At 46.8% G+C, this 26,634-nt stretch carries 29 protein-coding genes; 4 read left to right on the top strand and 25 right to left on the bottom strand.

The window, feature by feature from the left end; translation table 11 throughout:
* Positions 1 to 48: 48 nt before the first annotated feature.
* From yqfD to C7R93_RS23770, 9 genes are all read right to left on the bottom strand, one after another.
* Positions 49 to 1,233, bottom strand: a complete 1,185-nt coding sequence (gene yqfD, locus C7R93_RS23810) for a sporulation protein YqfD (RefSeq protein ID WP_106841147.1) — start codon at positions 1,231 to 1,233, stop codon at positions 49 to 51.
* A gap of 29 nt (positions 1,234 to 1,262) precedes the next feature.
* The gene (gene yqfC / locus C7R93_RS23805) at positions 1,263 to 1,559 is read right to left on the bottom strand and encodes a sporulation protein YqfC (RefSeq protein ID WP_007727617.1); all 297 of its coding nucleotides are present in this window, start codon (positions 1,557 to 1,559) and stop codon (positions 1,263 to 1,265) included.
* 206 nt (positions 1,560 to 1,765) lie between these two features.
* A complete protein-coding gene (locus C7R93_RS23800) occupies positions 1,766 to 1,963 on the bottom strand; it encodes a sigma-70 RNA polymerase sigma factor region 4 domain-containing protein (RefSeq protein ID WP_106841146.1) in 198 nt (65 codons plus the stop codon).
* Between the two features lie 172 nt (positions 1,964 to 2,135).
* Complete coding sequence (locus tag C7R93_RS23795) at positions 2,136 to 2,636, bottom strand: hypothetical protein (RefSeq protein ID WP_106841145.1); 501 nt, start codon at positions 2,634 to 2,636, stop codon at positions 2,136 to 2,138.
* A gap of 11 nt (positions 2,637 to 2,647) precedes the next feature.
* Positions 2,648 to 3,652, bottom strand: coding sequence for a flotillin-like protein FloA (gene floA, locus C7R93_RS23790; RefSeq protein WP_012685765.1), 1,005 nt, complete (start codon positions 3,650 to 3,652; stop codon positions 2,648 to 2,650).
* Between the two features lie 7 nt (positions 3,653 to 3,659).
* Positions 3,660 to 5,003 (bottom strand): NfeD family protein, encoded by a 1,344-nt coding sequence (locus C7R93_RS23785; RefSeq protein WP_106841144.1) that lies wholly within the window; start codon positions 5,001 to 5,003, stop codon positions 3,660 to 3,662.
* A gap of 165 nt (positions 5,004 to 5,168) precedes the next feature.
* Positions 5,169 to 5,615, bottom strand: a complete 447-nt coding sequence (locus C7R93_RS23780; RefSeq protein ID WP_007727628.1) for a GatB/YqeY domain-containing protein — start codon at positions 5,613 to 5,615, stop codon at positions 5,169 to 5,171.
* Positions 5,616 to 5,632: 17 nt separating this feature from the next.
* Positions 5,633 to 5,806, bottom strand: coding sequence for a 30S ribosomal protein S21 (gene rpsU / locus C7R93_RS23775; RefSeq protein WP_007727630.1), 174 nt, complete (start codon positions 5,804 to 5,806; stop codon positions 5,633 to 5,635).
* Positions 5,807 to 5,919: 113 nt separating this feature from the next.
* Positions 5,920 to 6,243: a histidine triad nucleotide-binding protein gene (locus C7R93_RS23770; RefSeq protein WP_106841143.1), complete on the bottom strand. Its 324-nt coding sequence runs from the start codon at positions 6,241 to 6,243 to the stop codon at positions 5,920 to 5,922.
* A 237-nt stretch (positions 6,244 to 6,480) separates the two neighbouring features.
* Here C7R93_RS23770 and C7R93_RS23765 point away from each other — a divergent pair, with 237 nt between their 5' ends.
* The gene (locus C7R93_RS23765) at positions 6,481 to 7,863 is read left to right on the top strand and encodes a UDP-N-acetylmuramoyl-tripeptide--D-alanyl-D-alanine ligase (protein ID WP_106841142.1); all 1,383 of its coding nucleotides are present in this window, start codon (positions 6,481 to 6,483) and stop codon (positions 7,861 to 7,863) included.
* Positions 7,864 to 7,913: 50 nt separating this feature from the next.
* On the opposite strand, the gene C7R93_RS23760 is transcribed toward C7R93_RS23765, so the two are convergent.
* The 10 genes from C7R93_RS23760 to C7R93_RS23715 all read right to left on the bottom strand — a co-directional run bounded on the left by C7R93_RS23760 (position 7,914) and on the right by C7R93_RS23715 (position 19,512).
* Positions 7,914 to 8,492, bottom strand: coding sequence for a histidine phosphatase family protein (locus C7R93_RS23760; RefSeq protein WP_106841141.1), 579 nt, complete (start codon positions 8,490 to 8,492; stop codon positions 7,914 to 7,916).
* Positions 8,493 to 8,531: 39 nt separating this feature from the next.
* Entirely contained in the window at positions 8,532 to 9,662 is a 1,131-nt protein-coding gene (locus C7R93_RS23755; RefSeq protein WP_106841140.1) for a TolB-like translocation protein, read from the bottom strand.
* 109 nt (positions 9,663 to 9,771) lie between these two features.
* Complete coding sequence (locus tag C7R93_RS23750) at positions 9,772 to 10,611, bottom strand: sugar phosphate isomerase/epimerase family protein (protein ID WP_106841139.1); 840 nt, start codon at positions 10,609 to 10,611, stop codon at positions 9,772 to 9,774.
* Positions 10,612 to 10,618: 7 nt separating this feature from the next.
* On the bottom strand, positions 10,619 to 11,602 hold the full coding sequence (locus C7R93_RS23745) for a DUF6005 family protein (RefSeq protein WP_106841138.1): 984 nt from the start codon (positions 11,600 to 11,602) through the stop codon (positions 10,619 to 10,621).
* Positions 11,603 to 11,632: 30 nt separating this feature from the next.
* Entirely contained in the window at positions 11,633 to 11,899 is a 267-nt protein-coding gene (gene asbD / locus C7R93_RS23740) for a petrobactin biosynthesis protein AsbD (protein ID WP_106841137.1), read from the bottom strand.
* Positions 11,896 to 13,140: an AMP-binding protein gene (locus tag C7R93_RS23735; RefSeq protein WP_106841136.1), complete on the bottom strand. Its 1,245-nt coding sequence runs from the start codon at positions 13,138 to 13,140 to the stop codon at positions 11,896 to 11,898. Before C7R93_RS23735 ends, asbD begins: the two co-directional genes overlap by 4 nt.
* A gap of 4 nt (positions 13,141 to 13,144) precedes the next feature.
* On the bottom strand, positions 13,145 to 15,010 hold the full coding sequence (locus tag C7R93_RS23730; RefSeq protein WP_106841135.1) for an IucA/IucC family protein: 1,866 nt from the start codon (positions 15,008 to 15,010) through the stop codon (positions 13,145 to 13,147).
* 40 nt (positions 15,011 to 15,050) lie between these two features.
* Positions 15,051 to 16,856 (bottom strand): IucA/IucC family protein, encoded by a 1,806-nt coding sequence (locus tag C7R93_RS23725; RefSeq protein WP_106841134.1) that lies wholly within the window; start codon positions 16,854 to 16,856, stop codon positions 15,051 to 15,053.
* A 269-nt stretch (positions 16,857 to 17,125) separates the two neighbouring features.
* Positions 17,126 to 18,271: a WD40 repeat domain-containing protein gene (locus tag C7R93_RS23720; protein ID WP_106841133.1), complete on the bottom strand. Its 1,146-nt coding sequence runs from the start codon at positions 18,269 to 18,271 to the stop codon at positions 17,126 to 17,128.
* A 113-nt stretch (positions 18,272 to 18,384) separates the two neighbouring features.
* Positions 18,385 to 19,512: a D-alanine--D-alanine ligase gene (locus C7R93_RS23715; protein ID WP_167402499.1), complete on the bottom strand. Its 1,128-nt coding sequence runs from the start codon at positions 19,510 to 19,512 to the stop codon at positions 18,385 to 18,387.
* Positions 19,513 to 19,745: 233 nt separating this feature from the next.
* Here C7R93_RS23715 and C7R93_RS23710 point away from each other — a divergent pair, with 233 nt between their 5' ends.
* Together C7R93_RS23710 and C7R93_RS23705 are read left to right on the top strand one after the other, a co-directional pair.
* Complete coding sequence (locus tag C7R93_RS23710; RefSeq protein WP_106841131.1) at positions 19,746 to 20,237, top strand: hypothetical protein; 492 nt, start codon at positions 19,746 to 19,748, stop codon at positions 20,235 to 20,237.
* A gap of 102 nt (positions 20,238 to 20,339) precedes the next feature.
* Positions 20,340 to 20,528 (top strand): DUF4177 domain-containing protein, encoded by a 189-nt coding sequence (locus tag C7R93_RS23705; RefSeq protein ID WP_007727654.1) that lies wholly within the window; start codon positions 20,340 to 20,342, stop codon positions 20,526 to 20,528.
* 62 nt (positions 20,529 to 20,590) lie between these two features.
* Here C7R93_RS23705 and C7R93_RS23700 read toward each other — a convergent pair whose 3' ends face one another.
* Positions 20,591 to 21,886 carry a class I SAM-dependent rRNA methyltransferase gene (locus tag C7R93_RS23700; RefSeq protein ID WP_106841130.1) on the bottom strand — a complete coding sequence of 432 codons (1,296 nt, stop codon included), beginning with the start codon at positions 21,884 to 21,886 and terminating at the stop codon, positions 20,591 to 20,593.
* 89 nt (positions 21,887 to 21,975) lie between these two features.
* Here C7R93_RS23700 and C7R93_RS23695 point away from each other — a divergent pair, with 89 nt between their 5' ends.
* Positions 21,976 to 22,959, top strand: coding sequence for a Na/Pi cotransporter family protein (locus C7R93_RS23695; protein ID WP_106841129.1), 984 nt, complete (start codon positions 21,976 to 21,978; stop codon positions 22,957 to 22,959).
* On the opposite strand, the gene C7R93_RS23690 is transcribed toward C7R93_RS23695, so the two are convergent.
* The 5 genes from C7R93_RS23690 to mtaB all read right to left on the bottom strand — a co-directional run bounded on the left by C7R93_RS23690 (position 22,925) and on the right by mtaB (position 26,533).
* A complete protein-coding gene (locus tag C7R93_RS23690) occupies positions 22,925 to 23,590 on the bottom strand; it encodes an LrgB family protein (RefSeq protein ID WP_106841128.1) in 666 nt (221 codons plus the stop codon). The two genes, C7R93_RS23695 and C7R93_RS23690, sit on opposite strands and share 35 nt — an antisense overlap.
* A complete protein-coding gene (locus tag C7R93_RS23685; protein WP_106841127.1) occupies positions 23,583 to 23,978 on the bottom strand; it encodes a CidA/LrgA family protein in 396 nt (131 codons plus the stop codon). The genes C7R93_RS23690 and C7R93_RS23685 overlap by 8 nt, the downstream gene beginning before the upstream one ends.
* A gap of 101 nt (positions 23,979 to 24,079) precedes the next feature.
* The gene (deoC, locus tag C7R93_RS23680) at positions 24,080 to 24,745 is read right to left on the bottom strand and encodes a deoxyribose-phosphate aldolase (RefSeq protein ID WP_106841126.1); all 666 of its coding nucleotides are present in this window, start codon (positions 24,743 to 24,745) and stop codon (positions 24,080 to 24,082) included.
* Positions 24,746 to 24,749: 4 nt separating this feature from the next.
* On the bottom strand, positions 24,750 to 25,178 hold the full coding sequence (locus C7R93_RS23675) for an NUDIX hydrolase (RefSeq protein WP_106841125.1): 429 nt from the start codon (positions 25,176 to 25,178) through the stop codon (positions 24,750 to 24,752).
* Positions 25,175 to 26,533, bottom strand: a complete 1,359-nt coding sequence (mtaB, locus tag C7R93_RS23670) for a tRNA (N(6)-L-threonylcarbamoyladenosine(37)-C(2))-methylthiotransferase MtaB (RefSeq protein ID WP_106841124.1) — start codon at positions 26,531 to 26,533, stop codon at positions 25,175 to 25,177. Before mtaB ends, C7R93_RS23675 begins: the two co-directional genes overlap by 4 nt.
* Positions 26,534 to 26,634: the final 101 nt, after the last annotated feature.

Raw genomic sequence — 26,634 nt, 5'->3', positions numbered from 1 at the left:
CATCTCCTTGCAACGGTAATCAGCAATGCGTCATTTGCTTGCCGTCCCTCACTGGCCCACGAGAGGCTGTTCAATGGCAATATCTTCAATGACGGAAAAATGAATGCTTACGTAAACTTTACCATTCTCTGTTGTGACGTGCAAAACTTTTTCGTCCTGAATGAACGCATCTTTCCCAGCTTTTTGCAAGATATCCTCCCTGGCGAATTTTTTAGCCAGTTCCGTCGCTGCCTCCACGCTCATCTCTGTTTGAACGGGTTCTGATTGCGCGTACGTTACTGTCTTCCAACCAAGCGGTGAGGTATATCCCGCATACGAGGGTAAAAAACGTTGTTCTGCAATTTCTGCTTGTGCAAAGGACTGTTTCTCAAATGGCCACACGTATATCGCATAGGGGCCTACCAGCAGGTATTGATGCTCCAGCTTTTCTCCCGTCAGACGGTGCGTCGTTTGTTTTAACGGGACCGATGTGTTGCTCGTATACCACACTTCCCCTTGCACCTTGCCTCGCGCCGATACAGCTTGTTGACGGGCATCGTTGCCAATAATCCCGGAAATGAGCACTTGTCCTTTTTCTACCAATTGATTGCTCACAACCTGGCTGCGACCAACCTCCGGGAGAATTTTATGGACGACCGCCCTCTTTTTCGCTACAAGATGACGAGGACCTGTTGCAAGCGGCTTTACGGGAGCGTCTTTTTCAACCACCTGAAGCATAACCTTGGTTCCTTGAATCTCAATTCCAACCCAGGATGCTTCAGGCAGCAGACTCAACAGCTCTTTTTGCAAAACCAACGGTTCTTTTAGTTTGACCTTCCATGCCCCTTCTTTAATCCCCACTTGCTCGGCAGCTTGAATCACTCGACGTGGATCAACCATTTTTGTCCCACTCACTTCGACACTCCAGACAAAAGAGGAGAGCATGTACAATCCAATGAAAAAAAGAGCAGCACCTATTGCCAATCCAGATCGTCTGCGTATACGCAGCAGCCAGAAAGGAAGACCGTCTCTTGCCTCGACGTGGCTACGACAGCCTGTCTCTTTTAAGAGTGGCCGCAAACGAAAATAATCTCGAATCAAAATATCGCAGCGAGTCACCTCTTCTCCAACCCTGCGAATATTCCAGATTCGAATTCCATCCCGTACAGCCATATTCAGCATCCGCTCAAACCGTTTTCCCCGAACGGTAATGGTTACATGTCCATCCACCCACTCCTTGATTCCATTCCGCATACGTACCGCCCCCCTACCTCTGACAAAAGTTATGAGCTCTGTGGTCCCGTCTCCAAAAATTTCACGCCACCGATTCTACCTTCTAAGAGAACCTCCTCAGGCAAAATCGCTCGGATGACAAGCTGTTCACCTGAAACAATCATTTGTCCGTTCGTCAACAACAGACGAAGTTCTTTTTCGCTAAAATGCAAGACTCCTCGATGATTCTCTATATACATTTGCAAATGACCGATCATCGTAATGCGCGGGACTTCCAGGACTACATCTTGCGGCAGATCCAACACACCTCCGGCCAACTGGCGCAGACGGCGGCTCCAACGCTTCATGGATTAGCCCCCCTTCTCGTTCTATATATTGGCGAATATGACGATCTCATCTGTTTTCAGGTGCAAAACCATTCTTATCTATGCGTATGCGCGAGCATAAAGAGGCATTCATCAAAAACAGTCACAAAAAAAGAGTCCTCAGCGCTCACGATTTAGCAAGCAGTTGAGAACTCAATCTTTGAAATGCATTCCACAAAACCCATCGCTTATTGGCTTTCTTTTGCAATAGAAACTAGCTCTTTTTCTTTTGTAAGCGCCTTCCATTTTTTCATGATTCGTTTTACTTTCTCAACTGAACACCCGCACGCGATCGCCGTTTCATATACTGATTTGTTTTCGAAGATGGCAAGCCGAATCACTTTTTGACGAAACCGTCCCATTTGTTCAAAAATTTGTTGATTCATCGCTTGACCTCTACCCCTTCTTCTATTCGGGAGAATTTTCTTTACATTCAGGATAGTCAACCAGGATACGAGAAACAAGACAAGTTGTTCGATATATTTCGACACGAAAGCATTGCGTATCAAGAAAAAAAACAGGCGAACCGAAGTTCACCTGTTTGACTAGCTGCTGTTATCATATTTTCCTTTGTCGCACCTGCTGGGCGTACGGAGCTTTTGAGCGCGGCTCTCCAAAAATGAGTGCCCATTTCATCCCATCACGCGGATTGCCGTGTTTCGATGTGAGTGTTCTCGCTTGTTCCAAATCAGCGACCTTCATCGGCTCCGATTGCTTCACTGTGATAGTTGGACCCGTTGAAGCACGAGCTGTACTGGAGAATGCCCATTCCTGCTCAACTCCAATACCCTCCATCGATTCAGGCTGGATAGGCTCGTATTTGGTGGATGCCCGCACCGTCTTTCTTCCGTAATCCTCAGTATCCATAGGGATATCTGACGTACTTGCCGGGGTAAGCGGAGGCATTTTTTTGCCTTGTGACATCTTCTTCTTTCCGGCTTTGCCAAGAGCTTTATATCCTAAGTAACCAAGGATGACAAACCAGAACTTGCCGATAAGAGGGATGATCCACTCAACTAAACCCAGTAAATCTACGACGAGATCCATGAGATCTTCCATGGCAATCGCCCTTATTCTTTCTCATCTGGCAAAGCAGGATCTTGTTTGTCACCTGCATGCCCGAAGGATTGACGCATTTGTGTATCAGCAGCAATGTTTTGCATGTTGTAATAATCCATTACGCCCATTTTGCCACTTTTCAATGCTTCGGACAAAGCAAGTGGTACCTGTGCTTCAGCTTCTACTACTTTTGCCTTCATTTCTTGTACGCGTGCAATCATTTCCTGCTCTTGGGCTACCGCCATGGCACGACGCTCTTCCGCTTTCGCTTGGGCAATACGTTTATCTGCTTCCGCTTGATCGGTTTGCAATTGTGCTCCGATGTTCTTCCCTACATCCACGTCGGCAATATCAATCGAGAGAATTTCAAAAGCAGTTCCGGCATCCAGCCCTTTGTTCAATACGGTTTTCGAGATCAGGTCCGGATTTTCCAATACGTCTTTATGTCCTTTTGACGAACCAATTGTGGATACGATCCCCTCACCTACGCGGGCGATAATCGTTTCTTCACCAGCACCACCGACCAATCGATCGATGTTGGCACGAACCGTTACTTTTGCACGAGTGCGCAGCTCAATACCGTCTTTTGCCATTGCTGCTACAACAGGTGTTTCAATCACTTTCGGGTTAACACTCATTTGTACCGCTTCCAATACATCACGACCAGCCAGATCAATGGCTGCTGCTCGTTCAAAGCCAAGTGGAATATCTGCGCGTTGTGCTGCTACGAGCGCATCTACTACACGGTCTACGTTACCGCCTGCGAGATAATGGCTCTCCAATTGGTTTGTATCCAACTGCAAGCCGGCTTTACGCGCTTTAATCAACGGATTCACGATACGAGATGGTACAACGCGACGCAAGCGCATAGCGACGAGGGTAATAATCCCGATATTCACACCGGAAGCCAGTGCAGAAATCCAGAGCATAACTGGTACGAACGAGAAGAAAACAGAAAGTACGACGATGGCTACTGCCACCATAAAAATAAGGGGAATCAAACCGCCTTCAAACATGAAGAGCTCACTCCTTTTGTTCTAGTTCGGCAACGACGATACGCGTGCCTTCTACTTGCACAACGGTGATGGCGGTACCCGCTTCAATGAAACCACCAACCGATACTGCATCCACACGTTTCCCTTCCACCTTGACGACCCCTGCCGGGCGCAATGTTGTAAGGGTAATACCTGATTTTCCTTCCAGCTCACGCTGATCGCGCGGTGCTACGTAGCCTTCTTCATTGCGCTGCGTGTCACCCAAGACAAACTTGTTGAATAGACCTTTGACCCCGTATTTCTTCACTAACAGGAACGTTACAATTGCCGTGATCAAAGCAGCTACACCCAGCGATGCGAGTCCTTGCTGCGTGTCGTAAGCTGCCATAACGAGGCCTGTCACAATACTCACGAAGCCAATCGCTCCAACAATGCCACCCGGAAGAAAAATTTCCAGAAGCATCAGTAAGATTCCGATGGCAAACAGTCCGATGTGCAACCAGTTGGCAAAGCCCGCTACATAATGCCCGAAGAAATAGAGACTGAACGCGACAAACGAAATCGTCCCTGCGACACCAAAGCCAGGGGCAAACAGTTCTACGACAATTCCTCCCAATCCAATGATGAGCAGAAGACTCATCACAATGGGACTCGTCACCCATCTGGCGACTAGCTCTCCACCTGTTGGCTCAATCGCCTCAAGGGAATCCGGCTGAATACCGAGCTTTTTGAGCAGCTCTTCCTTATTGGATACCACATCATCCGCATAACCCACCTGCTTCGCTTGTTGGGCATCGAGAGAAAGCACCGTGCCTTTTGGCTTTAATCCTGGGAATTCTGTATCGATTTCCACCATCGCGCGAGCAACGTCAGGATTGCGATTGTTCAGCTCAGCTGCCGCCTTCATTTTATTGCTCCAACCGGAAATGAACTTGATATCTGCTGCATTGCCTGCCAAGTCAATCGGTGCCGCTGCCCCCATGCTACTGCCTGGAGTCATAATAATTTCATTTGCATTCAGGGCGATGTAAGTTCCCGCTGAAAAAGCCTGGTTATCAATATAGGCTATCACATGCATGGGAGCCTGACGGATCAACTGCCCGATCTGGTCGGCAGCGTTCACTTCTCCACCTGGCGTATTGATATGCAAGATAACAAGGTCTGCCTGCTGCTCCTGTGCGTCAGCAAATGCTCTTTCTAAAAAGCTCTCCAGCCCTCGCTCGATCGTGCTATCTACTGGAATCCAGACAGCTTTTTGATAGGTCTGAGCTGTGGTGGTTGCGGGAGCAAGAAGCATCGTCATTCCCATAATCAGGCAAAGAAGTGAAAAAAGCAATCGCACGCGGCTTTTTACTAGCCTTGTTGCACTCATTGCATGTACCTCCTTCCTTCTATCAGCTTCAACGTATGTGCTATAAGGTATACGAAAGAGGGGGGCAATCGTTTCATATTTATTTCACATCTGGAAAAAAAGAAAAAACCCAACCTTAACAGGTTGGGTTTTTCTGTTCGTATCTATATGAGGTGTTACTCTCGTCTACGATGGTAGTTCCTCAGATACAATCTTTTGCACGAGGTTTCCGTCTGCTCTGCCTTTCACTTTCGGCATGATCGCACCCATCACTTTGCCCATCTCCTTTTTAGAGGAGGCATTGGTAGCTGCGATACCTTCCCGAACGATATCGCGAATTTCGTCTTCGCTAAGCTGAGCGGGTAAGTAAGCGGAGAGCACGTCGATCTCTTCGCGCGTTTTCGAGGCAAGTTCCACGCGGCCTGCCTTCTCAAATTCATGGAGGGATTCACGGCGTTGTTTTAACTCACGAGTCAAGATGGTCAGCACTTCGTCTTCAGACAAAAGTCTGCCCTTGTTAATCTCTTCGTTCTTTAATGCGGCTTTCACCATGCGAATAACAGAGAGTTTTAGAGCAGCTCTGTCCTTCATTGCTTGCTTCATATCTTGATCGAGTCGCTCCATTACACTCATGATGAGCCCTCCGTCAATTAAAACTTGCGTTTGCGAGCTGCTTCGGATTTCTTCTTGCGCTTAATGCTAGGCTTCTCAAAGTGGCGACGTTTACGCAGTTCCGCCATCACCCCGGATTTTGCGCTTTCACGCTTGAAGCGGCGAAGTGCGCTATCCAAAGACTCGTTTTTCTTGACTCGAATTTCTGCCATTTGTCTTCCCTCCCTCCGCTAAAACCGTGGGACGCCTGAGTCGAACGTACGAACAGACTGTCACACTTCATTATAGGATAGATGACTAAAGAAGGTCAACCTTTAGTTGAATTTTATTCGTAAAAACCGGACAACAGGTGATAATGAATGTGGAAAACCTCTTGTCCACCCTCTTTCCCGCAGTTGTTAATCAGGCGAAAACCTGGCAACTCCAGCTTTTTCGCCAAGAGTTGTGCTACATGGTGGATATGCCCGATTAGCGGCAGGTCCTCGGCGCTTACATCCATGAGAGTCGGAATTGGCTTACGCGGGATAATCAACAAGTGAACACTTGCTTTTGGTGCAATATCGTGAATGACAATGACGTGCTCGTCCTCATACTCGATACGAGCAGGGATTTCGCCGTCCATGATTTTGGTAAAGATACTTTTTTCCATGGGAGACTCCTTTCCTTCTTATGTAGATGAATCGTCATTATGTAAGAATCGATCGTATCACATTGCCTCACTTTTGTCTTGCGGCGCTACCTAACGCATGGTAGCATGACTTCGAGGTTACTTCTGGATCATTAGAAAACTTGGCTTGTCCAAGCTTTTTGGTGAAGCCTTAGTTGCACTTATGTCGATAAGAATTTCTATAAATTCTTATCTACCAAGAAAAAGGAGTTCGTGCAGATGAAACCAATTGCACTGGATCAGGCAGCAATCAAAGCAGAAGGGCTTTTGCTCGCTGGTTCCCCAGGGCTTGCCTTGTCATCCGTTCACTTTGATACCCGCGAGCTGACTGCGGGATCTTTGTTTGTAGCGCTGACAGGCGGTGCACGGGATGGACATGATTTTCTTTTACAAGCCGCTGAACAAGGAGCTGTAGCTGCACTCGTTTCGAATCAGGAGAAAATTCCTGCGAACTTGCCCAACGATTTTGGGTTAATTCTCGTCAATGATACACTACGTGGCTTTCAAAAGCTGGCTGCCGCTTATCGGAAAAGCTTTTCGTTCCCTCGCATCGCTATTACAGGAAGTATCGGGAAAACAACCGTGAAGGACATCGTGGCTCACGTACTTACGAGCCGCTCTCCCGTATACAAGACGTATAAAAACTTCAACAATCACATCGGCGTACCTTTGTCGTTATTACAGATGGAGGAAAAGCATCAAACTGCTGTACTGGAGCTCGGGATGAACCACGCTGGGGAAATCGATCTTCTCGCTTCGCTGGTGCAGCCTGATATTAGCGTGATTACATTTATCGGCGAGTCCCATATTGAGCATTTTGGCACGCGTGAAAAAATCGCCCTTGCGAAGGCGGAGCTCCTTCCACATACCGCTACTGACGGGCTCGTGCTGCTCAACAAAGATAACGAATATCTACGGTTGGTCGCCCATCTGTATCCGGGTGAAATCATGTACTACTCTGTTAATGAGAAGGCGGATATTTGGGCGGAGCAAATCGAAACGGTTGAGGGTGGGACCCGCTTCAAAGTGTGCTTTGCCTCCGGCGAACATTTCGAAGCATCCCTTCCGCTGCATGGCCGCCACAGTGTCCTGAATGCACTTCCTGCTGTCGCGATTGCCAAAAGGCTCGGGATGGATACGGTGCAAATCATTCACGCACTGTCCACCGTCCAGCTCTCCGCCATGCGCTTTGAGCAGATCAACTCCAAGCACGGTACTGTGTATATCAGTGATGCGTACAATGCCAGCCCCGTCTCCATGGAGGCTTCCGTACGGACGTTTGCTGAGCTGTACCCTGAGCACGCAAGAGTCGTCGTGTTAGGTGACATGTTTGAGCTTGGTCCAGAAAGTGCGGCTATGCACGCGGGCGTCGGAGCCTTGATTCAAGACATCGCTGAGCGCTTCGAGCTGCTCGTGACAGTCGGTGAGAATTCACGCCATCTCCATGATTCTTATACGGGGAATAAGCTACATTTCGCGACCAAAGCAGAGGCAATGGCTGCTCTACTGCCGCTGCGGGATGAAAAACATGCATTTTTGTTCAAGGCTTCCAAAGGTATGTCATTATGGACGCTTATTACTGATCTGGAAGGTCACGAATAAAAGATCGAGAACAGCCGCCTCTCGTATTAAACGGGAGACGGCTTCTTTATTTACTGCTTGTCATTGTCATTCCACAGACGTTCTACCTGGATCAATTGATCTTCCTTAAAGCTTAGTTTATATATATCGGGCATCGAACTCTTTTTCCAAAAGGAGAAATCGTACGATGGGTCGTAGTGATTCATGATGATCGTCATGATGTTTCCGTGGATGCCAATCGCGACTTTTTTGCCTCGATGGTGATCCAAAACTTCCTGCAAGGCAGCGATTCCTCTTTCCCCCGCTACTGCATTCGATTCTCCACCTGAGAAAGCAAACTCACGGTTTGCAAACACGTACTCGACTGCCTGTACAAAATGCTCGAACGCCACTCCCCAAGCGCCTATCTCCCGCTCGTGAAAGCCCGGTTCCAACTTGATTTCCTGATTCGTCTGCTTCGCCGCAGCTTCCATAGTCTGGATAGCTCTGGCATAAGCACTGGAGATAAATACGTCAATCTGCTCTGCTTGCAGGATTTCTGCTACACGCTGCGCATCTTGCCACCCTTTTTCAGACAATCCGCGTGTTTCTTCCTGGCCATGAATGTACGGCGAATCTGCGTGACGGATCATGTAAATATATGTGAGCATCCTTGTTCACCTTCTTTTGAGCCGATTTCGAATAAGAAATCATCGCAGTTCAATAACACCGTTGGAGGGACTCAACTTTTCAAGCGGAAAATCGCTATGGTGAGTAGACGCCAGATCAGCTACATAGTACGACTTCCCATCCTTCGCCCAGCCGATGATGCGATGATTGTCACTTAAATCATAATAACCACCAACTCCCTGATCAGGACCACCAAATGGATAGCTGGATTTCGTGATTTGCTTGTAAGTTTGAATGTACATATACGAATCTTGGGAGTTGGAAGTTCTATAGTGCTGTTCTACCGCCATTTGATGTCCTGAAGGCGACCAAACAATCTTGCCCAAGGAGCTCTCAGTGACAACGGGATCTTTCAAATTGATCTTGTTCCCCGTCTGCAAATCCAGCATATACTCTTCCGTAAAAGTCCGTATATAACGGTACTTCATATCATTCGAGTAAGATGGAAATTCAGTCATTTTATGCTCGTATTTCAGGCCAGTCGGTAAGTCCAGTTCCTTGATTGCGGTCTGGGTTTTGTAAAACAGCTTTTTCGAATTCGGCACCCAGTAATACATTTCTTCAACTGTACCAGTACGCCACTCATACTGGTCATTCTTTTTCATTTTGAGAGTCGGCAAATGCTGCAAGATCAGGTGAGCGTTTACCTTGGTATTGGATGAGAGCATATCCATTCGGGTAAAAGCCATGTACTGTTCATCCGGTGAAACGGAGAAATCACGAACGGGATAACTAGCTGAACCTGCGACCAGTACTGTTTTTTTGCCGTCTGGTAGACTCAGCTTCGCGATCCCGTTATTTTCTTGGATGTAGAGCAAGTCTTGCTTTGACGACCATTTGCCATAGCCGGATAATTGCGTCATTTTTTTGGTTTGCATGTCGTAGAGGTACGGAATGTTTCGGTCTTCCTTTCCGTATCCGATTCGCTCCCCGTATACGAATCTTCCCGATGGCGACATGCTAGCATGGTGCATCAAAGGCATGTTTGTAACGGTTTTGGTGATCTTACCTTCTACTCCTACTTGATAGATGATAACTGGTTCTGGCTGACGAGGGTCTGCTTTCGCTGGCGTAGCGGCATTGATTTGTCCAGGGACAAGGATGCCGATCATCGTAATCAGCAAGCATGAGAGCAAGAAGCGTTTTTTCATTCAAGGGTCCTCCCAAATAAGTGGTCGATAATTAGACGCTTACTGGAAGCACTTGGTTTCCGCAAAAGAAAAAAAGATCGGAAGCAATACCCGCTCCCGACCGTTTTTATCACTTACGCACTAACATCATAGCTTTCCGCAACCATTCTACCTCATCTACCAAAACATGCTGCGGACTGTGACCAAACCATTCAATCGAAGCAAACAAATCTGTATCTGCAATCTTCTCTACAATCGGACCATAATCTACAGCACCTTCACTGAGTGGTACCATGCCCTCGCGATCGCCATTCGGAGCGTATACATTATGCGGAGCAAATACCGGCAGATGATCGGATGAAATGATATTTTTCAAATGATAATGAGCTACCCAAGGCTTCAATTGGTCGTAGCTGTCGAGTGGATCCGCACCCGATTCCCAAACATGAAGAAAATCAAGGTTAACTTTAAGCGCAGGGTGATTTACCTCCTGTAACAGAGCAAGCGTAGAACTCATCTGATCCGTGAGCGTGTTTGGATGTGTTTCGACCAAGAGCTGAATGCCGTGCTCCTGACACATCTCACATAAGATTTGCAAATGATGTACATAGCGCACACGCTCTTCTGGCCCAACGTCTTTGCTCGCCTTCTGTCCAGCAAATGTCCTGATTTGTTTTACATTCAGCCATTTCGCCAGCGCAATCAGTCTTTTTGCTTTTTCCAGCGAACGGGCAAATCCAGATGAAGTCGCAATATCCAGATAATCACTTAGCATGGAGATACTCATGCCTTGAGTCTGGAGCAACTGCAACTGTTCCTCCACCTCTACGCGATCATGATCGTACAGATGTTGGGCGTGGATTCCCCACAACTCAATTCCATCAAAATGATGACGATGAGCAAAACGAACGATCTGCGCAAAAGAAATCAACTGGTGGCGAAAAGAAATGGTGCACACTGAGAGTTTCATTTCAGCTCTACCTCCACCCTTTTTCGTCTACAGTGACGAGATTTTTATCCATTTCGGTCCACAGAACAAACTGACGTTCCAACTCTCTCTTCACTTCAAGTTCAATCAGATCAATCTCTTCTAACGCCTCGATAATCGGAGGTAACAACGCCATGTTCTTGGTCATCGCCATTTTGACAGACAAGTACTGAGCTGTCGTAAATCCTTGATAGATGTCTTCCACTTTATAAGCGATTCGCAAAAACTCATCACGATGGTATTGCAAGTAATCTTGAAGATATTGGAATGCATACTCGTAGCTGTATTTACGGATCGCAATCACCTTAACTTGGGTCACTGCTGGGAGTAACATGTCTAAGTTGTATCCATTTCGTCCCTCAGCCATGTCCGTAATCAACTGCTTCAACTCCTGAGTAAACGGATTATGATCACGTTTAAGAGTCGTGTAGAAATAGTCGTGGATCATCTCATAGGTTGGTTCCTTAATTTCACTTGCATCCACCATAAAGCCGCCACCAAACGGATTTTCTAAGAAGGCTTTGATCACCGTCTCCTTCTTCACATTGCCTTCCCAACGAAAATCCGGGTCAAACATAAACCACTCATCTTCGTTCTCAGTCTTGGTAATCATCAAGAAATGCGGGAATGGCTTCAATGCAAATTTATTATCTCGTTCGGGAACCAGCGACATGTCAATCTGAACAAGGACAAACTGATCCTCGGTACGCTGATCAATAAGCTGTAGGAACCTGTCCAGATTGGAGGCTTTATCTTGGGAATGATCATACCATTCCGTTACTTTCGCTCGGAAAAGTCGTTCATATCCCTTGATAATCTCCTCATGGTTATCGATGTAATACGTAACCACTCCCTGATCCGTAATGGAATACTCGGCATCCCAGATGCCAAAGTAATAGGGACGGTAATCTATTTTTGTGTAACGTTTAATCACTTCACACAGGCATGAAATAATGCAATGAACCTTAATCATCTGTATCCCCCACTCGGTGTTTGTATAGATCTAATTAGAGACATGCTGAGGTTCCAACTGTTCAACAAAAGTAAGGAGTGATCCGACAGTTTGGAAGATTCGTGGATCTAACTCATGAGCAGGTACTACCAATTGTAAATCTTCCTCGATATAAACAATCAGTTGTAATAGCATAATCGAATCAATATGTAAATCTTCGTTCAAACGCATGGACTCCTCTAGCGTGAGGATATGCGATAACTTTAATTTTTCAGTCATGATCGTATGGATTTGCTCCAGTCGTTCTTTACGTGTCATTCGTTGATCGTCTCCATTTCTAGTAATCGACGGCTGATTTTTCCTGTGGCTGTCTTAGGAATGCTTGTCACACACTGGATGTCGAATGGGACCTTATAAGCCGGCAAACGATCTTGGCACCATTCCCTAATTTGCTCAGGAGTAGTCCCTCCCTCTGTAATGACCTGCGCCCTCACAATCTCTCCCATGACCGGATGACGACCACGATACACGACCACTTCTTTTATTCCGTTCATTTTCAAAATGACATCCTCGACCTCTAGAGGATATACCTTTAAGCCAGAGACGTTTATCACATCATCCATTCTGGACACAAATTGAATATGACCCTGTTCTGTCCAGAAACCTAAATCCTGCGTCGCTATCTCAATCTGTCCGCTCCGAATCATGATTTCCGCGGGGTGTTCTTCATTTTCACCTGCTGTCATTGTTACATGGGAAAGAGGAACCCCCAGATCTGTATGCGTTCTCATCTGCTTACTCACACTGACGCACCCTGCCTCCGAGCATCCATATTGTTGCATTAGGATGTCGCTCATGCCTTGTAGCTTTTGAAACAAGCCTTCTGGCATTGGGGCCCCAGATGTCATTATCCGGTGAAAACGTACTTGCTCCCGCGTAAAGCTTGTCAGGATGTGATAAAAAATTGGCAGACCATAGACAATATGCTGTGGAGTATCTTGAATCACTTGCAAAGCAAACTTTGGATTTTTGTGCGTCACAATAGATGGCTTACTTCCACGTTCCAAAGCTGACAAAACCCCGCAAATCAATCCGTACGAATGTGTCACCGACGCCAGTACGATCGGAGTTAACGCTTCCTCTCCCTGAAACAACTCGTTGTAGGCATGAATTTCCGTTTGGATGTCATCCCAGCTTCTCCCGATTAGCTTCGCGTCCCCCGTAGTACCTGAGCTATATTGGTAGATTGATGGTTTTTCGCTCTGTTGTTTATCTGCGATAGACAAGAAGTGCTTCGTCTCCTGATAAACAAGCCCGTAACAACTTGCCTTCACGGCCATTTGATAGGCTGTTTCCATTGGTGTTTCACCATGAATTAACAACACTGATGCATTGTGTTCACGTAAATATTGAACAAGACTAATTAGGTCAAGTGGGTCAGCTATGCAGACTGCGTACCTCTTTCCTTCTGGCTGTCGAAAATGATCCATTTCTCGAAATTTTTGTTTCTGTCTATCCATTTCATACACAGAAATCTCATTTTGATTCACAATTAACATGCGATTAACCTCCCACAGCCATGGAATGAAGCCTTTTCCTTGCTTCGAACAAAGGATTGGGAACTTCATGTAAATGATAGTTCTCGTTCGTTGTATATAGCTTTTTCTTGGTTAATTTCTCTACCTGGACGCTTGGAACAAACAGATCAAATCGCTTAAATCGCTCGGCCATGTCCGGTAATCGCTGCTGGTGAGCCTCTAATACCTTAACGGTCAACTCCCAGAAGTGCTCTTCGGCATATCCGTAATGTTCCTCTAATAACCGTGCTAATTGCCCCAGATTGATCAGAAATAAAGTCTCCAACGTCAAATCTCTGACTGTCGAAGTTTCATTCATGTGAAACATCACATCATCTGGCTTCGTTGCGTAATATTCATGCACTTCCGCAAAGTTCGGGCATTTGTCTGGCTCACTCAAGAACGGTTGGCAAAAAATCAAATCTTCATGGAAATCCTTCAATGCTACCCGAGAAGGGACACCATCCCGATGCACCAGGACCATATTCTGCGCATGGGTTTCCATTGCAATTCCGTGTTTCACCAGAATATGAACGACCGGCAACACACTACTTTCCAATAATCGCGCAAGCCAATTCTCTAGCCCTTGCTCACGAATCCAACGATCAATGAATGGCACCCCATCCACTTCTACTGCCGCTAACACGTTATAAGGAACCGCATCTTCTCCCGCTTCGAGATGAGGGATGAGGCTTTCCCTCCACATGCACCCAATTACCCCGAAAGTAACCATTTCCACCAAGTCAGAAGCAGGGGGAGGATCGTATGCCACTGCAGCAAACTCTTGGAGCATGATCACCTTTTGCACGTCTCGTAAATACGAATCTCCGTCCGTAATCCCCTTGAGCCACCTCGAAACAATGGGGGCACTTGCCAGTGAATGGGGGGTGAGATGACGTGCCGCTGAGGTATTCACCACGTTGATCGAGAGTTTTAGATACGGTTTATGCGGATTACTTTTGTTAGCAAACGTTCGGATGGATTGTTGCGGACGATGACCATCAGAGCCTGCACCTAGCACAATGATCTGTTTACGATGGATATCGTCCAGGAATCCAGGCACGATATGAGTTCGCCATTGCCATGGATGGACAGGCACGAGGGCATACTGATCAGGATCGCATCCATGATTTACGATGATTTGCTGAAAAGCCGCTTTTTGTTCCCTACCTATTTCCTCTATGAGAAGATCATCAAAATTTCTCCCTTGATCAATGGACACTAGGGAATATTGCTTATGTATCGCTAACCAAAGAAAATGAACTTCCTGTTTGAATTCAGGACCATAGGCAAAATGATCCACATAAGTAAATCCAACACGTGATTTATAACTAGGGTGGTATGGGTGACCGTCCATCAGATCACCTTCCAGCTCATCATACGATTTGCCCTGCATCCGAATATCATTTTGGACCCGATAGTATTGGGATAAAGTATCCTTTAATAACGTTTGCTCCAGATCATTGGCAAATTGCTTCAGTCTGTGTTCGTCTACTGTATTCATCCGGAACAGTTCCATTAAAAAACGAGTGAGGGATATCGCTTCTGATTCTTGCTGGGCAACTCCGCTTTGATCGTAAACAACACGAGTAACGGGTGCCTGCCCTAAACGAACAAGTCCAAAACTAGTGCTCCTCCGCCCTCGGCAACGATAGCTAACAGGCAGATCACCCTCATCAAGCCCACGTAAGGTGTAAATCGTCTCTTCACCCTCTTGCACGGTCTCAGGAATCACGATTCCCTCATATAACAAAGACTCTATGCATTGTCGAAACACCCTTCTTCTCACCTGCACGTACTGTGTCGAGTGAAGTGCCTCTTCAATCGCGAAATCTTGTAAAGTTAACTCCATACCTTACCCTCCAAATCTCTTCAGTCAAGATGCAAGTAAGCTATCCAAAAGCATGCAGCCCTGCTTTTTCAGTATGCTTTACTTTCGCTATTGGATTATCTATGTAAACAAAAACGGATGATCTCTCTTCTGCTTGGGCTAATTCATCAAGATCATAGAAGCGCGTGAGCAGATTCGCTTTACACGGAAGCTTTTCACGAGTAAGTAAATTCTCTAGGAACTTCGACGACTCTCGATTCATCGGTAAAAACTCTGTCAAAACCTCATGCATCTCTGCCAATAAGATTTGTTCATCAATTAATCCTTCCGTTCCAAATCCATTAATGAGTCCAAACATATGGTTGAAAATCATATAATAAGTGATTCGGTCATCCACCAGATGGTCTTTGTAGATGTTCCCACTTGCTTTGCCAATACCAGGCAATTCTGCCTCTAATACTTCTTGCATCGACTCTGAGAAATAGTAGCCTTGGTTGTCACGATAATAGAACTGGTACGGGTATCCGTCTTGGAGCGTAACAACGCTGTTTTGTTGATGGGCTTCCAAGCCGATTCCGTACGTAAGGTAGAGCCATACCATTGGTTTCAATGAAATATCTACATATCGCTTGAACCAGTCCAAGCTAACTGCCTCGACAGGCCGTCCTTCCTTTTGCGCCAAATGGTGAATGATTGTTGCCAACCTGCTCTTATGCCCAGGAAGTGGATCTTGCACGAGCGCAGTGATTTGCGTGACCTGCCGAACATTGCTCCCCATAAATGGATTCTCACGCACGATCACTTCAAATCCCGTTTCTTCTGTCTGATCTAACGTGATCGTGATATAAGCAGGATCAGAGATAAATCCAAAGCCTGGATACTTGTGGCTTACCTCACCGATCCTTGTTTCCAAAAGCTGCTTCGCCTCTAAACCAATCTCCATCTCACTTAACTTGTTGATCCGTAAAGAATTCGTAACTTTGATTGGGACGGACAGCTTAAGCATATATTTCTTCTCCGGATGATAAACGGTTCTGAGTGAAGAGGTCGCCATATACTCCTCACCTGCTGGTCCTAGGTAAAGAAGTAAACCTTTCTCGATTAAGGATTGTATAGCTACCTGTTCAAGCAACCATTCTGCTTGAAGCGGATGAATCGGGACGATTGAAAATGATGGGTCGACATCAGATATCGAAGGAAACTCACCCTTCAGTAATTGCGTAGCAGATTCTGTCAGCCCAGATCTTTCGTGAACAATTGACGGATGGGCAGCAAATAAGTGAAGTTGAAACTTCCCACAACACTCCGGTGCATACATCGCTTGCTTTGACTCAGGAATGCCTTGCTGGCTCTTCGGTGTTGGATGGAACAAATGCCCGAACAAAAGTGCCTGTTCTGCTTCAATGAAGCTTTGTTCCACTCCATATAAAATCTGCGTATCACTTTGGCGAGTCTTGATAAATTTCTCAATGCTTTGGCAGCTTTGAATCATTCTCAAGACTAATTCATCTGGAACTGCATTTTCCCCATATTGAAGCGTTAATTCCTTAATCAACAGCACCGCCAATGTCAAATAATCCGCCTGAACAAAACGAGTACAGTCACCACTTCGGTAGCAAGCTGGATAATGAAACAAATGCCTACCTGTCACCGAATGATATTTGACACCAACATACAGAGAAATCCCCTGATGCGGGAGTTCGCAATGAAGGTACGTACCTGTTGAACTCGGCTGTATGATTTTCGTTAGATGCTTAGTAATCTCGTCTTTCCGATTGATCCACTCGCCCCTACCTGTTTCTCGGAGATAACAATTGAGAAAGCTCTGCATCGTTGCATGCTCTGCGATATGCTTGACTACGAACATGTTACCTCTCCTCTTGCTTGATCCAATTTTTTATCCAAGCATTGTGACTGACATAACTGGTAAAACGTCCCATAAATAATGTAAACGATTATCATTCTCATTTCAAGCAATAATATTCATGTTGTACAGTTAGAAGAGATGAGCTAACAGAAATTAGTTCCTCCCTCCTAGATAAAAGAAAAAAGATGCCGATTCATCAGCATCTTTTTTCTCATGATTAGTCCATCTGTTTTGCATTGACAAAGACTATCTCCCGGCGTGCTTACAAGCTAACGTTTTTCATAAAATTCATACGTTTCCCAGTTAATCTTGCCCGGACCAAAATCGTAAATATGAGTAGAAGCAAGATCAGCAAAATAAAACGATTTACCATCACCTGCCCACCCAATCAGTTGATAATTGTCCTGATCCTTCATGTAGGTGCTCAATAGCCCGGGATTTACATGATTGCCGAAAGGATTTCCAAATTTGTTCGGTGCATGGAAGACGAACATCAACATGTAATTATCCTGGGAACTGGACCAGTTCAAAAGTTGTTCAGCAGCAAACTGATGGCCAATTGGCGACCATAGGACTCTTAGCAGGTATGCTGTGTACCCCTCTTTGTCCTTTAAAAAGTTCTTTTTCCCCGTTTGCAAATCCAGCACATATTCTTCTTGTTCTGTCTTGATATACTGATACTTCATATCGCTGGAGTATGAGGGAAGAACGGTCGTTTTGTGATCCGTTTTCATCCCTGTGGGCATGTCCAATTCTTTGGAAGCTTCTTTCGTTACATAAAACAGCTTTTTGGAATTGGGCATCCAATAATACTTCTCTTCAAGTGCAGTTTTGTCTTTTCTCCACTCATATTGATCATGCTTTTTGATTTGGAGCGTTGGCAGATGCTGAATGTAGAGATGAGCACTTCCTTTTGAATCAGCAGCTTTTACATCTTTGCGGGTAAATGCCAAGTACTGTTCATCCGGTGAAATCGCAAAATCGAGCACTGGATATTGGACAATGCCCGGAACGAGCACGGTCTTTTTACCGTCTGTCGTTGTGAGCCTGACGATTCCGTCATTTTCACGGATGTAGAGTACGTCCTGCTTGTTTGACCACTTGGCAATGCCCGACAGTTGCATCAGCTTTTTCGTCTGAATGTCGTAAAGGAAAGGGATTGTCGGATCTTCCTTACCATACCCGATTCGTTCTCCGTACACAAATCTCCCTGAGGGTGAAATGCTGGCGCGATGAATCAAGGGCATGTTCGTTTGGATTTTTTTCGTCTTTCCATCCGGGGTCGCATGATAAATCGTCACCATGTCAGGTTTTCGCGGGTCCTGTGATGCAGGAATGGCTGCACCCGTCTGTCCAGGAAAAAAGGAACTTAGCAGTGTAACTAGCAAACATGAGAGCAAGAACTGTTTTTTCATGAAGATCCTCCTAATCAGTTATCAATACTCAGACGTGCCCCATTACAATTTGGTTACCTAATTTTGTACAAAAAGAAAAAAGATGCCGATTCATCAGCATCTTCCTCTCATTATTAGTCCAACTCTTCCGCATCCACGACGTTGCGGCCTTTATCCGCATGTCGTTCGATCCCGAGTTGCACCAGACGATCGATCAGCTCGCTGTAGCTCACACCCGCAGCTTGGAAGAGCATTGGATACATGCTAAACGGAGTAAAGCCTGGCATCGTATTCACTTCGTTGATATAGAGCTTGTCGTTTTTCTCATCCCAGAAAAAGTCTATACGGGAAAGGCCGGAGCCATCGAGTGCTTGGAATGCCTGCTTGGCTATATCCGCGATTTGTTCGGATACATGCTCGGGAACGATGGCAGGAATGGAGAGCTCTGTTCCCGCCCCTTTGTACTTGGCTTCGTAATCGTAAAATTCTTTAGCGGCAATGACTTCCCCAACGACAGACGTCATCAGCTCTTCATTCCCCAAAACGCCAATCTCCAACTCACGTGCTTGAACGAACTCTTCCACAATCAATCTGCGGTCAAATTTGGCAGCTACCTCTAATGCGTGCTTGAGCTCTTCACGATTTTTCGCTTTGTTAATCCCTACACTGGAACCCATATTCGCTGGTTTGACGAAACACGGATAGCCGAGTTCACGCTCGATTCGATCCATGACATCGTCCTGGCCTTTTTCCCATTGCGAGCGCAGAAAACCTACATATTTCACTTGCGGAAGTCCAGCTTGTGCAAATACGGTCTTCATCATCCATTTATCCATTCCGATAGCGGAAGCCATTACTCCGGTTCCCACGTACGGGATATTCGCCAATTCCAACAATCCCTGGATCGTCCCATCTTCGCCAAATGGTCCGTGAACCACAGGGAAAACAACATCCAATTGCTCATTCATAGCAAACAGCGGCCCTGGCTTGCTTGCGACTGCCAGCTCTTTACCTGTCTCTGTTGCCTCGGTAATGGCTGGCGTTTTTGCCGATAAGCGCAACGCTTCGATCTTATCCGGCAGTTGACCGGCCAGTGTATCTCGAGTCACCCAAGAGCCATCCAATTGAACGTACACAGGGGTTACCTCATATTTATTTGCATCCACGGCCTGCATAATGGACATGGCCGTACGCAATGAAACTTCGTGCTCTGAGGATTTTCCTCCATAAATAATGCCCAGTCGAATCTTTTGATTTCCCATCTGTGTCATGCTCCTTTCCCCTCCGTATGAAACCGGAGAGTCTACCCAGTTTCTACTCTCTCCTATGCTATGCAAAAGCCCATCATCTGCTCTATTTACCGGGCCGAGCCCGTCATTTAGCATACACAAACCAAACGCCAAAAACAAGAGAAGCAAGTATCACCTGCTCACGTTTTTTCTCATACCATATAAATAAAATTCCTGTCATGGAGCTATTTTTTGGAGGGATTTCCATGAGAGATTATTTGTTGTACTGCACGTACTGCTCTTCTTACACATTATTGCACAGCTATGATAAGGACAGCGGCTCTTTTTTGGGGGAATATTCCCTGCTGCATAACAACTACACCCGAGACTCAATTGTCTTGAACAAATTTCTCCTCGCCCATCTCGGTCACACCATCCGTACCATTCCCTCTAAGACGGATGACTACCGCCATATCATCTGCAATGCCTCCCATTTTTTGGAGGATGATATTGACAAGTATGTGGAAGAAAGTCAGCAGCGGGCTAAGTTCAAGGAGCGTGATCGGAAAAGCGAACGGGAAATTGGTCAGGTACAGCTATATCTGGTCGAACATCTCTTGACCCACGAGCTTCAGAACTTAAGCCAGGCCCGCGCTTCTACCCCCGCCGAAGGACAAGTCTTTTTAGGCAAGGAACTAGGGTTCAAGCAGGCTCTCGATCTCGTCAGGCGTGTAAAAAATGACAAGCAATGGTCATGAGCACTTATTTCTTTATTCGAAATGATTCACATTCTTTTGCAACTCTTTCCGCTCATCGCGCGTATAAAAAGAGAGACGATGATACAAGCGGGGGGAAAGAACATGTTTGAATACAAATTCGTCCGAGTTGAGCTGTCCTCTTTTCGACGCCAACCAAAAGAAGATTATCAGACCGTTGTCCACGAGCATGCCAAGGAAGGCTGGCGTTTAGTGCAAATCTTTGCTCCAAGCATCGGGGGAGACGGTATGGCTAAATACTTCGAATTGATTTTTGAAAAACCAAAGTCTTAAATCAGAATGAAGCCGAAAAGAAAACAGCGCCGTATGAAAGCGGACGCTGTTTTTCTTTTTCTCTATCGACGATCTCTTACTTCAAAGATGGCAAATTTCAAGTAATGAGCCTCATCAGCCCCACTAATTTGCGGATGATCCTTGCCCGCGCCTCGCCATTCAATCAGGCGCAATATCTTTTTCGCATCGACCGCTGCCTCTTGAATCGTTTGCAGGAACAACTCAGGTGACATATGGTATGAGCAAGACGCGGTAACGAGAAATCCACCTGGACGAACGAGCTTCATCCCGTTTAAGTTAATATCTTTGTAACCGCGGCAAGCGCCTTTCACTGCTCCACGCGATTTCGCGAACGCTGGTGGATCAAGAATGACTACATCCCAGTTCTTACCTACCTCTACATTTTCACGCAAGTAATCAAACGCATTGGCCACAACAAAATCAACGCGATGCAGGAAGCCATTGAGTGTAATGTTTCGCTTCGCTGTTTCGATAGCGTGATCGGAAATATCGAGGGCTGTCACTTTTTTAGCACCGTGCTTGCAAGCATTCAGGGTAAAGGAACCCGTGTGTGTAAAGCACTCTAATACCTCTGCGCCATCCCAAAACGGATTTTTGACAGCTTTACCGCGCTTGTCTACAGGGACCTGCTTTGTCTCGCCGTCTACTTCCATCGTCGTCAGGGTAATGCCGTGCTTTTCGCCCCAGCCTTTCATCAAAGGCGCGATGGAAGCACGATTTTCCCTCTGATCATAGAAAAAGCCCGTCTTTTGCCCCTCTACGATATCCACATAGTATTTCAATCCGTTTTCTTCGATCAATACCTCACGTGGGCACTCTCCGTACAGGACTTCTTTGCCCTGTGTCAGTCCTTCCAGTTCACGGACATGTACATCATTGCGCAAATAAATACCGGTCGGTGCAAATACCTCTACGAGTGCATCCCGAATCCAATCGATGCGTTTCTCCATCCCCAATGAGAGGACTTGGACAACCAATGTGTCTTCGTAGCGGTCGACGATGAGTCCTGGCAAAAAGTCGGCTTCCCCGTAAATGACGCGGCAAGCCCGTGGGTTGTCCACAAATCTCGTCCGGAATTCTGCCGCCTGCTTGATTTTGCGCAAGAAAAAGTCATAGTCGATCTCTTCCTTTTGGTCATAACTCAGAATGCGCACGATCATTTGTGAAGCTGGGTTGATGTAGCCCTTTGCCAAAAAATACCCTTTATGATTGGTGACCTCGACGATTTCACCTGGTTCTACATCCCCTTGAATTTCTAATACCTCCGATTGAAAAACCCACGGATGTCCTACTTCTAGCCGCTTTTTCCGATGTTGATTCAATAGCACACGTGCCATGCAGCTATTCCTCCTCTTGTCATGCTTGCCCTTGTACAGGCATAGCGTTATAGTAACTTGCTAAAAATGGACAGGGAGGAACGTATCTTGTGATAGTCTCCATCCTCGCCCCTTTTACCTTTGGGCTCACTTTTTTTCTTTTCGGTATGTACGCCATGCGCTCCGGCTTTCAAAACCTCGCCGGCAAAAAAATGGAAGAATGGATGGGGCGATTTACGCGTACCCCGCTCCATAGCTTCTGGATTGGTCTCTTTGCCACTTTTGTCTTGCAAAGCTCCAGTGCGGTAACTGTCCTAACGATTGGGCTGACGAACGCTGGCATCATCCAGTTCACACAAACCGTTGGCATCATATTGGGAACCAATCTGGGCACGACAGTGACAACGGAACTGGTTGCACTCAAGCTCGAGTCCTTTGCCATTCCCATGCTCCTCATCGGAGTGGCTCTTTGGCTGATGCCGCGCCGAAACATTCGTTGCATTGGCCTCGTCGTCGCAGGCTTCGGACTGATCTTCCTCGGAATTGATACATTGAAAGTCATGGCGAAGCCGTTGGAGCAGTCTGAGACGTTTCGTTCGCTTTTTCTGGAGAGCAGTCATTCCATCTGGATTGGACTGATTACCGGGATCATTTTCACTGCGCTCATCCATAGTGGTTCAGCTACGACCGTGATCACGATGGGCCTGCTCAGTCATCAAATTCTTTCGATGGAAACGGCTCTCGCCATCGTACTCGGCGCGAACGTCGGAACTTGTTTTACCGCTGTTATCGCTGCTATTGGCACGAACACGGCTTCCAAGCAGGTCGCATGGTGCCATACGCTCTTCAACGTCGCAGGCGCAATTGTATTTTTACCGTTTCTTTCCCAGCTTGCCCTCGTCAGTGCATTTTTAACGGATAGCCCTTCGATGCAGATCGCCCATTCTCAGACCATCTTCAATCTCGTCTGCTCTCTGGTCGCACTGCCATTCGTACCGCAGATTGCCCGCTTCATTCAATGGCTGATCCCGGATAAACGTCGCCCTAGGGATCTCACCTTCAGAAAGAAAATGGTATCAAGTAGATGGAAGTAATGACGCCTGCCACGATCATTGCGACACTCGACGCTGCTGTTTGAACTGGAGAAACGCGGTTCAAGCTAGCCGTACCAATGGCGTGTGCACTCGTACCGATAGCGATCCCGATTGCCCAATCATCAGTGATTTTACCCCATTTGAGAACAGGACGGGCAATCAACACACCAACCATCCCTGTCAACGCAGTAAAGAACGCCGCTAACGCAGGCTCCCCGCCAATAGAACGACTCAGCTCCAAGGCAATCGGGGTGGTCACGGATTTGCTAAGCATGCTTTTGAATACGAGCTCATCTGAACCCAGACACCAATGAATGGCGATAACGACGATGATCGCGACTGCACAGCCTGCGCATACACCTAGCAAAACACCACGCCAAATATGAGCAAACTCCTTTATCTGTTTAGCCAAAGGAATAGCCAGTGCCACCGTTGCGGGACCAAGCCAAAAGGAAATCCACTGGCCTCCAGCAGCAAACGCCTCCCAATCGCCGCTGAACACCCACCACATGGTCCAAACCAAGATCACTGCCACCAAAAGAGGCTGCAAGCGTTGGAATCGAGCGTTGATCATAGTTGCGCCTTTGTACCCTGCTATCGATACCAAAATAGCGAAAAATTGACTAAGCATCCAGAGTCCTCCCCTCTTGCTGCAAGGACGGCTCTGCCTTTTGTTTTTGATGCTTCAAATACCATTGCACCACCACACCTGTCACAAGCATAACCAAAAATGGTCCAAGAACCATGGATAGTATGATTGGCAATGGATTTTGGGTAAACACGTTTAAATAGGAAGCCACCCCGACGATAATCGGGACGAAAAAGAGCAACATGTGACGGATCAGAAAAGTGCCCGCTTGTTCAACCCAATCCATCCGAATCCATCCCATGCACAGTCCCAGTGTTAACAGCAGCATTCCCACCAAGTTACCAGGTAGGGGAATATGCAACCATTTGCTCGCAGCTACGCCTACTCCATAAAAAGCCAACAGGATGACGATTCCCTTAACAAATTTCATTTTGCTAATCTCCTCCCCGCTCCCTATCCTCTCTCTATAGGAACAACAGCACGCAGGACGGAAAAAGCCCGGCCTTACCTCGGCCAGGCTTTTCTTTCGTATTAGTATCCGCTGCCTGTTGTTTTTGCTCCAGTTACAATGGAAACACCGGAGCTTGTACCGACACGGCTCGCGCCTGCTTCGATCATCGCAACCGCTGTTTCGCCGTCACGAACGCCACCAGATGCTTTTACGCCTACATTTGGTCCTACGGTTTTACGCATCAGGGCGATATCTTCAACCGTTGCTCCACCTGTTGAAAATCCTGTGGAGGTTTTTACGTAATCAGCACCAGCCTCTACGGAGAGCTTGCACGCAACTACTTTTTCTTCTTCGGTCAAGAGGCAAGTCTCCAGAATCACTTTCAAGAGAATATCGCCAGCAGCTTGCTTCACAGCAACGATGTCTTTTTTGACAGTTTCCAGGTCGCCGGATTTCAGGGCACCCACGTTCAGTACCATATCTACCTCAGTCGCTCCGTTTGCAATTGCATCGCGGGTTTCAGCTGCTTTGGATTCGATGGTGCTCGCTCCCAGAGGGAATCCGATCACGGTGCACACTTTTACATCAGAGCCTGCCAAGAGTTCAGCAGAGCGTTTTACCCAGTAAGGGTTTACGCATACAGACATGAAATCGTGCTCTCTTGCTTCCGCGCACAGCTTGTCAATCATCTCTTGTGTAGCATCAGGCTTCAACAGCGTGTGATCGATAAATTTGTTCATGTTCATAGAACTACACCTCTATCCCTAATTGTTCGAATGCAAGGCGAAAAATGCTGTCATTGTTACGGTATCCTCGTTGCAATTGCAATTCCCAAGCTTCTCTTGCCGGATGCCAATGGACATCATTGATTTCTTCCAGCTGTACGGTGATCTCTGTGTTGTATGCTTCCACCAAATAGTAATGCACTTCTTTGTCGACGGATTCGCCCGTCACCGGGTGTGTATACACATAGGTGATCATGTCGAGCTTTGAACCCAATCGTCCTGCCACGCCTGTTTCTTCCAAAACTTCGCGCAAAGCGGTTTCTTCGATGGTCTCGCCAATCTCTTGCTTACCTTTTGCGAGTGTTACTTTGCCATAGCGGTCTTCAATCAATAGGAGCATGTACGCTGTGTCTTGCTTCTGGTATACAACGCCTCCTGCCGATATCTCCCTCATATAGCACGCTCCTTCAGGTAAGGCAGCGCCTCTGTTTCCAGTACACGTACAAAAGTCCCTTTGCAGTATTCCGAGCCTGGTTCGTCCAGTCTGACCTTGCAAATCTTGCCGATCATGCTCTCATCGCCAGGGAATACGACGTTCAGGTAGTTATCGGAGTAGCCCATTAGAAGACCGCTGTCAGGTGCTTCTTTAAACGGACGCTCCGGAATGACTTCCAGTACATCGCCTACGAATTTCTTGGAGTATGCCAAGGTCAATTCCTGATTGAGCTCAAGCAACTTCGCTACCCGCTCGTTTTTTTCTTCCTCAGGAATCTGATCCGTCATACGTGCTGCTGGTGTACCGGTACGCATGGAATACGGGAATACGTGCATCTCGGCAAAACCGATTTTCTTCATAAACTCGTATCCGGTCCAAAATTGTTCTTCGGTCTCACCCGGGAAGCCTACGATGACGTCTGTTGTAATCGCTGCTCCTGGCAATGCCTCGCGTACTTTGACCATTCTTTCGTAAAACTCAGCCGTCGTATACTTGCGACGCATGCGTTTCAACACTTCGTCATCGCCCGCTTGCAGCGGTACATGCAGATGGCGCACGACACGATCGGAGTTGTTGATGACCTCGATCACTTCATCGGTGATTTGGCTCGCTTCAATCGAACTGATGCGGATGCGCTTGAGGCCTTCCACTTGATGAAGGTCAACCAACAGCTTGGCCAAATTGTAGTCTTCCAGATCCTCGCCGTATCCACCCGTATGAATACCAGTCAAAACGATTTCCAGATAGCCCGCTTCCACCAGCTTTTGGGCCTGTTCGACGACGCTTTCCGGTTTGCGGGAACGCATCAGACCGCGCGCCCAAGGAATAATACAAAACGTACAAAAGTTGTTGCAACCCTCTTGAATCTTGAGGGAAGCACGTGTGCGATCCGTAAAGTTAGGAACATCCAGCTCTTCGAATTCGCGCGCTTTCATGATGTTGCCAACTGCATTGATCGGCTGGCGCTCTGTACGAATTTGATCCACGTACTCGATCAGCTTCTCGCGCCCTTGTGTACCTACTACGATATCCACACCGGGAATTTGCGCAATTTCACTTGGAGAGGTTTGCGCATAGCAGCCCGTTACGGCTACGATCGCCTCAGGATTACGACGAATCGCACGACGAATCACTTGGCGACTCTTCTTATCTCCCGTGTTCGTCACGGTACAAGTATTAATGACGTAAACATCTGCATCATCTTGTTCAAAGTCAACTCTCTCGTAGCCGTCTGCCTTGAACAATTGCCAGATGGCTTCTGTCTCATAGCTGTTTACTTTGCAGCCCAATGTATGAAAAGCAACGGTAGACATTGCCATTCCTCCTTTTCCGTGAAAAACGCCTCGACGTTTTTCATAAAAGTGGATTGTGACCGCTTGCGGTCAACCAACCGGTCATAACCGTTTGGTTCCTG

It is taken from the genome of Brevibacillus fortis (genome assembly GCF_003013395.1).
Taxonomy (GTDB): Bacteria; Bacillota; Bacilli; order Brevibacillales; family Brevibacillaceae; genus Brevibacillus; species Brevibacillus fortis.
The sequence above is the reverse complement of the archived record's forward strand: the minus strand, read 5'-3'. Positions and strand labels throughout refer to the sequence as shown.

Excerpts from the sequence above, each read along its gene's own strand:
- mtaB (WP_106841124.1), bottom strand. The coding sequence starts at position 26,533 with ATGTCTACCGTTGCTTTTCATACATTGGGCTGCAAAGTAAACAGCTAT.
- yqfD (WP_106841147.1), bottom strand. The coding sequence starts at position 1,233 with ATGCGGAATGGAATCAAGGAGTGGGTGGATGGACATGTAACCATTACC.
- C7R93_RS23745 (WP_106841138.1), bottom strand. The coding sequence starts at position 11,602 with ATGATTAAGGTTCATTGCATTATTTCATGCCTGTGTGAAGTGATTAAA.
- C7R93_RS23690 (WP_106841128.1), bottom strand. The coding sequence starts at position 23,590 with ATGCTTAGTCAATTTTTCGCTATTTTGGTATCGATAGCAGGGTACAAA.
- C7R93_RS23800 (WP_106841146.1), bottom strand. The coding sequence starts at position 1,963 with ATGAATCAACAAATTTTTGAACAAATGGGACGGTTTCGTCAAAAAGTG.
- C7R93_RS23705 (WP_007727654.1), top strand. The coding sequence starts at position 20,340 with ATGTTTGAATACAAATTCGTCCGAGTTGAGCTGTCCTCTTTTCGACGC.
- C7R93_RS23780 (WP_007727628.1), bottom strand. The coding sequence starts at position 5,615 with ATGAGTGTAATGGAGCGACTCGATCAAGATATGAAGCAAGCAATGAAG.
- C7R93_RS23785 (WP_106841144.1), bottom strand. The coding sequence starts at position 5,003 with ATGAGTGCAACAAGGCTAGTAAAAAGCCGCGTGCGATTGCTTTTTTCA.
- yqfC (WP_007727617.1), bottom strand. The coding sequence starts at position 1,559 with ATGAAGCGTTGGAGCCGCCGTCTGCGCCAGTTGGCCGGAGGTGTGTTG.
- C7R93_RS23730 (WP_106841135.1), bottom strand. The coding sequence starts at position 15,010 with ATGGAGTTAACTTTACAAGATTTCGCGATTGAAGAGGCACTTCACTCG.
- C7R93_RS23755 (WP_106841140.1), bottom strand. The coding sequence starts at position 9,662 with ATGAAAAAACGCTTCTTGCTCTCATGCTTGCTGATTACGATGATCGGC.
- C7R93_RS23770 (WP_106841143.1), bottom strand. The coding sequence starts at position 6,243 with ATGGAAAAAAGTATCTTTACCAAAATCATGGACGGCGAAATCCCTGCT.
- C7R93_RS23685 (WP_106841127.1), bottom strand. The coding sequence starts at position 23,978 with ATGAAATTTGTTAAGGGAATCGTCATCCTGTTGGCTTTTTATGGAGTA.
- deoC (WP_106841126.1), bottom strand. The coding sequence starts at position 24,745 with ATGAACATGAACAAATTTATCGATCACACGCTGTTGAAGCCTGATGCT.
- C7R93_RS23760 (WP_106841141.1), bottom strand. The coding sequence starts at position 8,492 with ATGCTCACATATATTTACATGATCCGTCACGCAGATTCGCCGTACATT.
- C7R93_RS23750 (WP_106841139.1), bottom strand. The coding sequence starts at position 10,611 with ATGAAACTCTCAGTGTGCACCATTTCTTTTCGCCACCAGTTGATTTCT.
- C7R93_RS23795 (WP_106841145.1), bottom strand. The coding sequence starts at position 2,636 with ATGGAAGATCTCATGGATCTCGTCGTAGATTTACTGGGTTTAGTTGAG.
- floA (WP_012685765.1), bottom strand. The coding sequence starts at position 3,652 with ATGTTTGAAGGCGGTTTGATTCCCCTTATTTTTATGGTGGCAGTAGCC.
- asbD (WP_106841137.1), bottom strand. The coding sequence starts at position 11,899 with ATGACACGTAAAGAACGACTGGAGCAAATCCATACGATCATGACTGAA.
- C7R93_RS23735 (WP_106841136.1), bottom strand. The coding sequence starts at position 13,140 with ATGTTAATTGTGAATCAAAATGAGATTTCTGTGTATGAAATGGATAGA.
- C7R93_RS23725 (WP_106841134.1), bottom strand. The coding sequence starts at position 16,856 with ATGTTCGTAGTCAAGCATATCGCAGAGCATGCAACGATGCAGAGCTTT.
- C7R93_RS23675 (WP_106841125.1), bottom strand. The coding sequence starts at position 25,178 with ATGAGGGAGATATCGGCAGGAGGCGTTGTATACCAGAAGCAAGACACA.
- C7R93_RS23715 (WP_167402499.1), bottom strand. The coding sequence starts at position 19,512 with ATGGGAAATCAAAAGATTCGACTGGGCATTATTTATGGAGGAAAATCC.
- C7R93_RS23765 (WP_106841142.1), top strand. The coding sequence starts at position 6,481 with ATGAAACCAATTGCACTGGATCAGGCAGCAATCAAAGCAGAAGGGCTT.
- C7R93_RS23720 (WP_106841133.1), bottom strand. The coding sequence starts at position 18,271 with ATGAAAAAACAGTTCTTGCTCTCATGTTTGCTAGTTACACTGCTAAGT.
- rpsU (WP_007727630.1), bottom strand. The coding sequence starts at position 5,806 with ATGGCAGAAATTCGAGTCAAGAAAAACGAGTCTTTGGATAGCGCACTT.
- C7R93_RS23710 (WP_106841131.1), top strand. The coding sequence starts at position 19,746 with ATGAGAGATTATTTGTTGTACTGCACGTACTGCTCTTCTTACACATTA.
- C7R93_RS23700 (WP_106841130.1), bottom strand. The coding sequence starts at position 21,886 with ATGGCACGTGTGCTATTGAATCAACATCGGAAAAAGCGGCTAGAAGTA.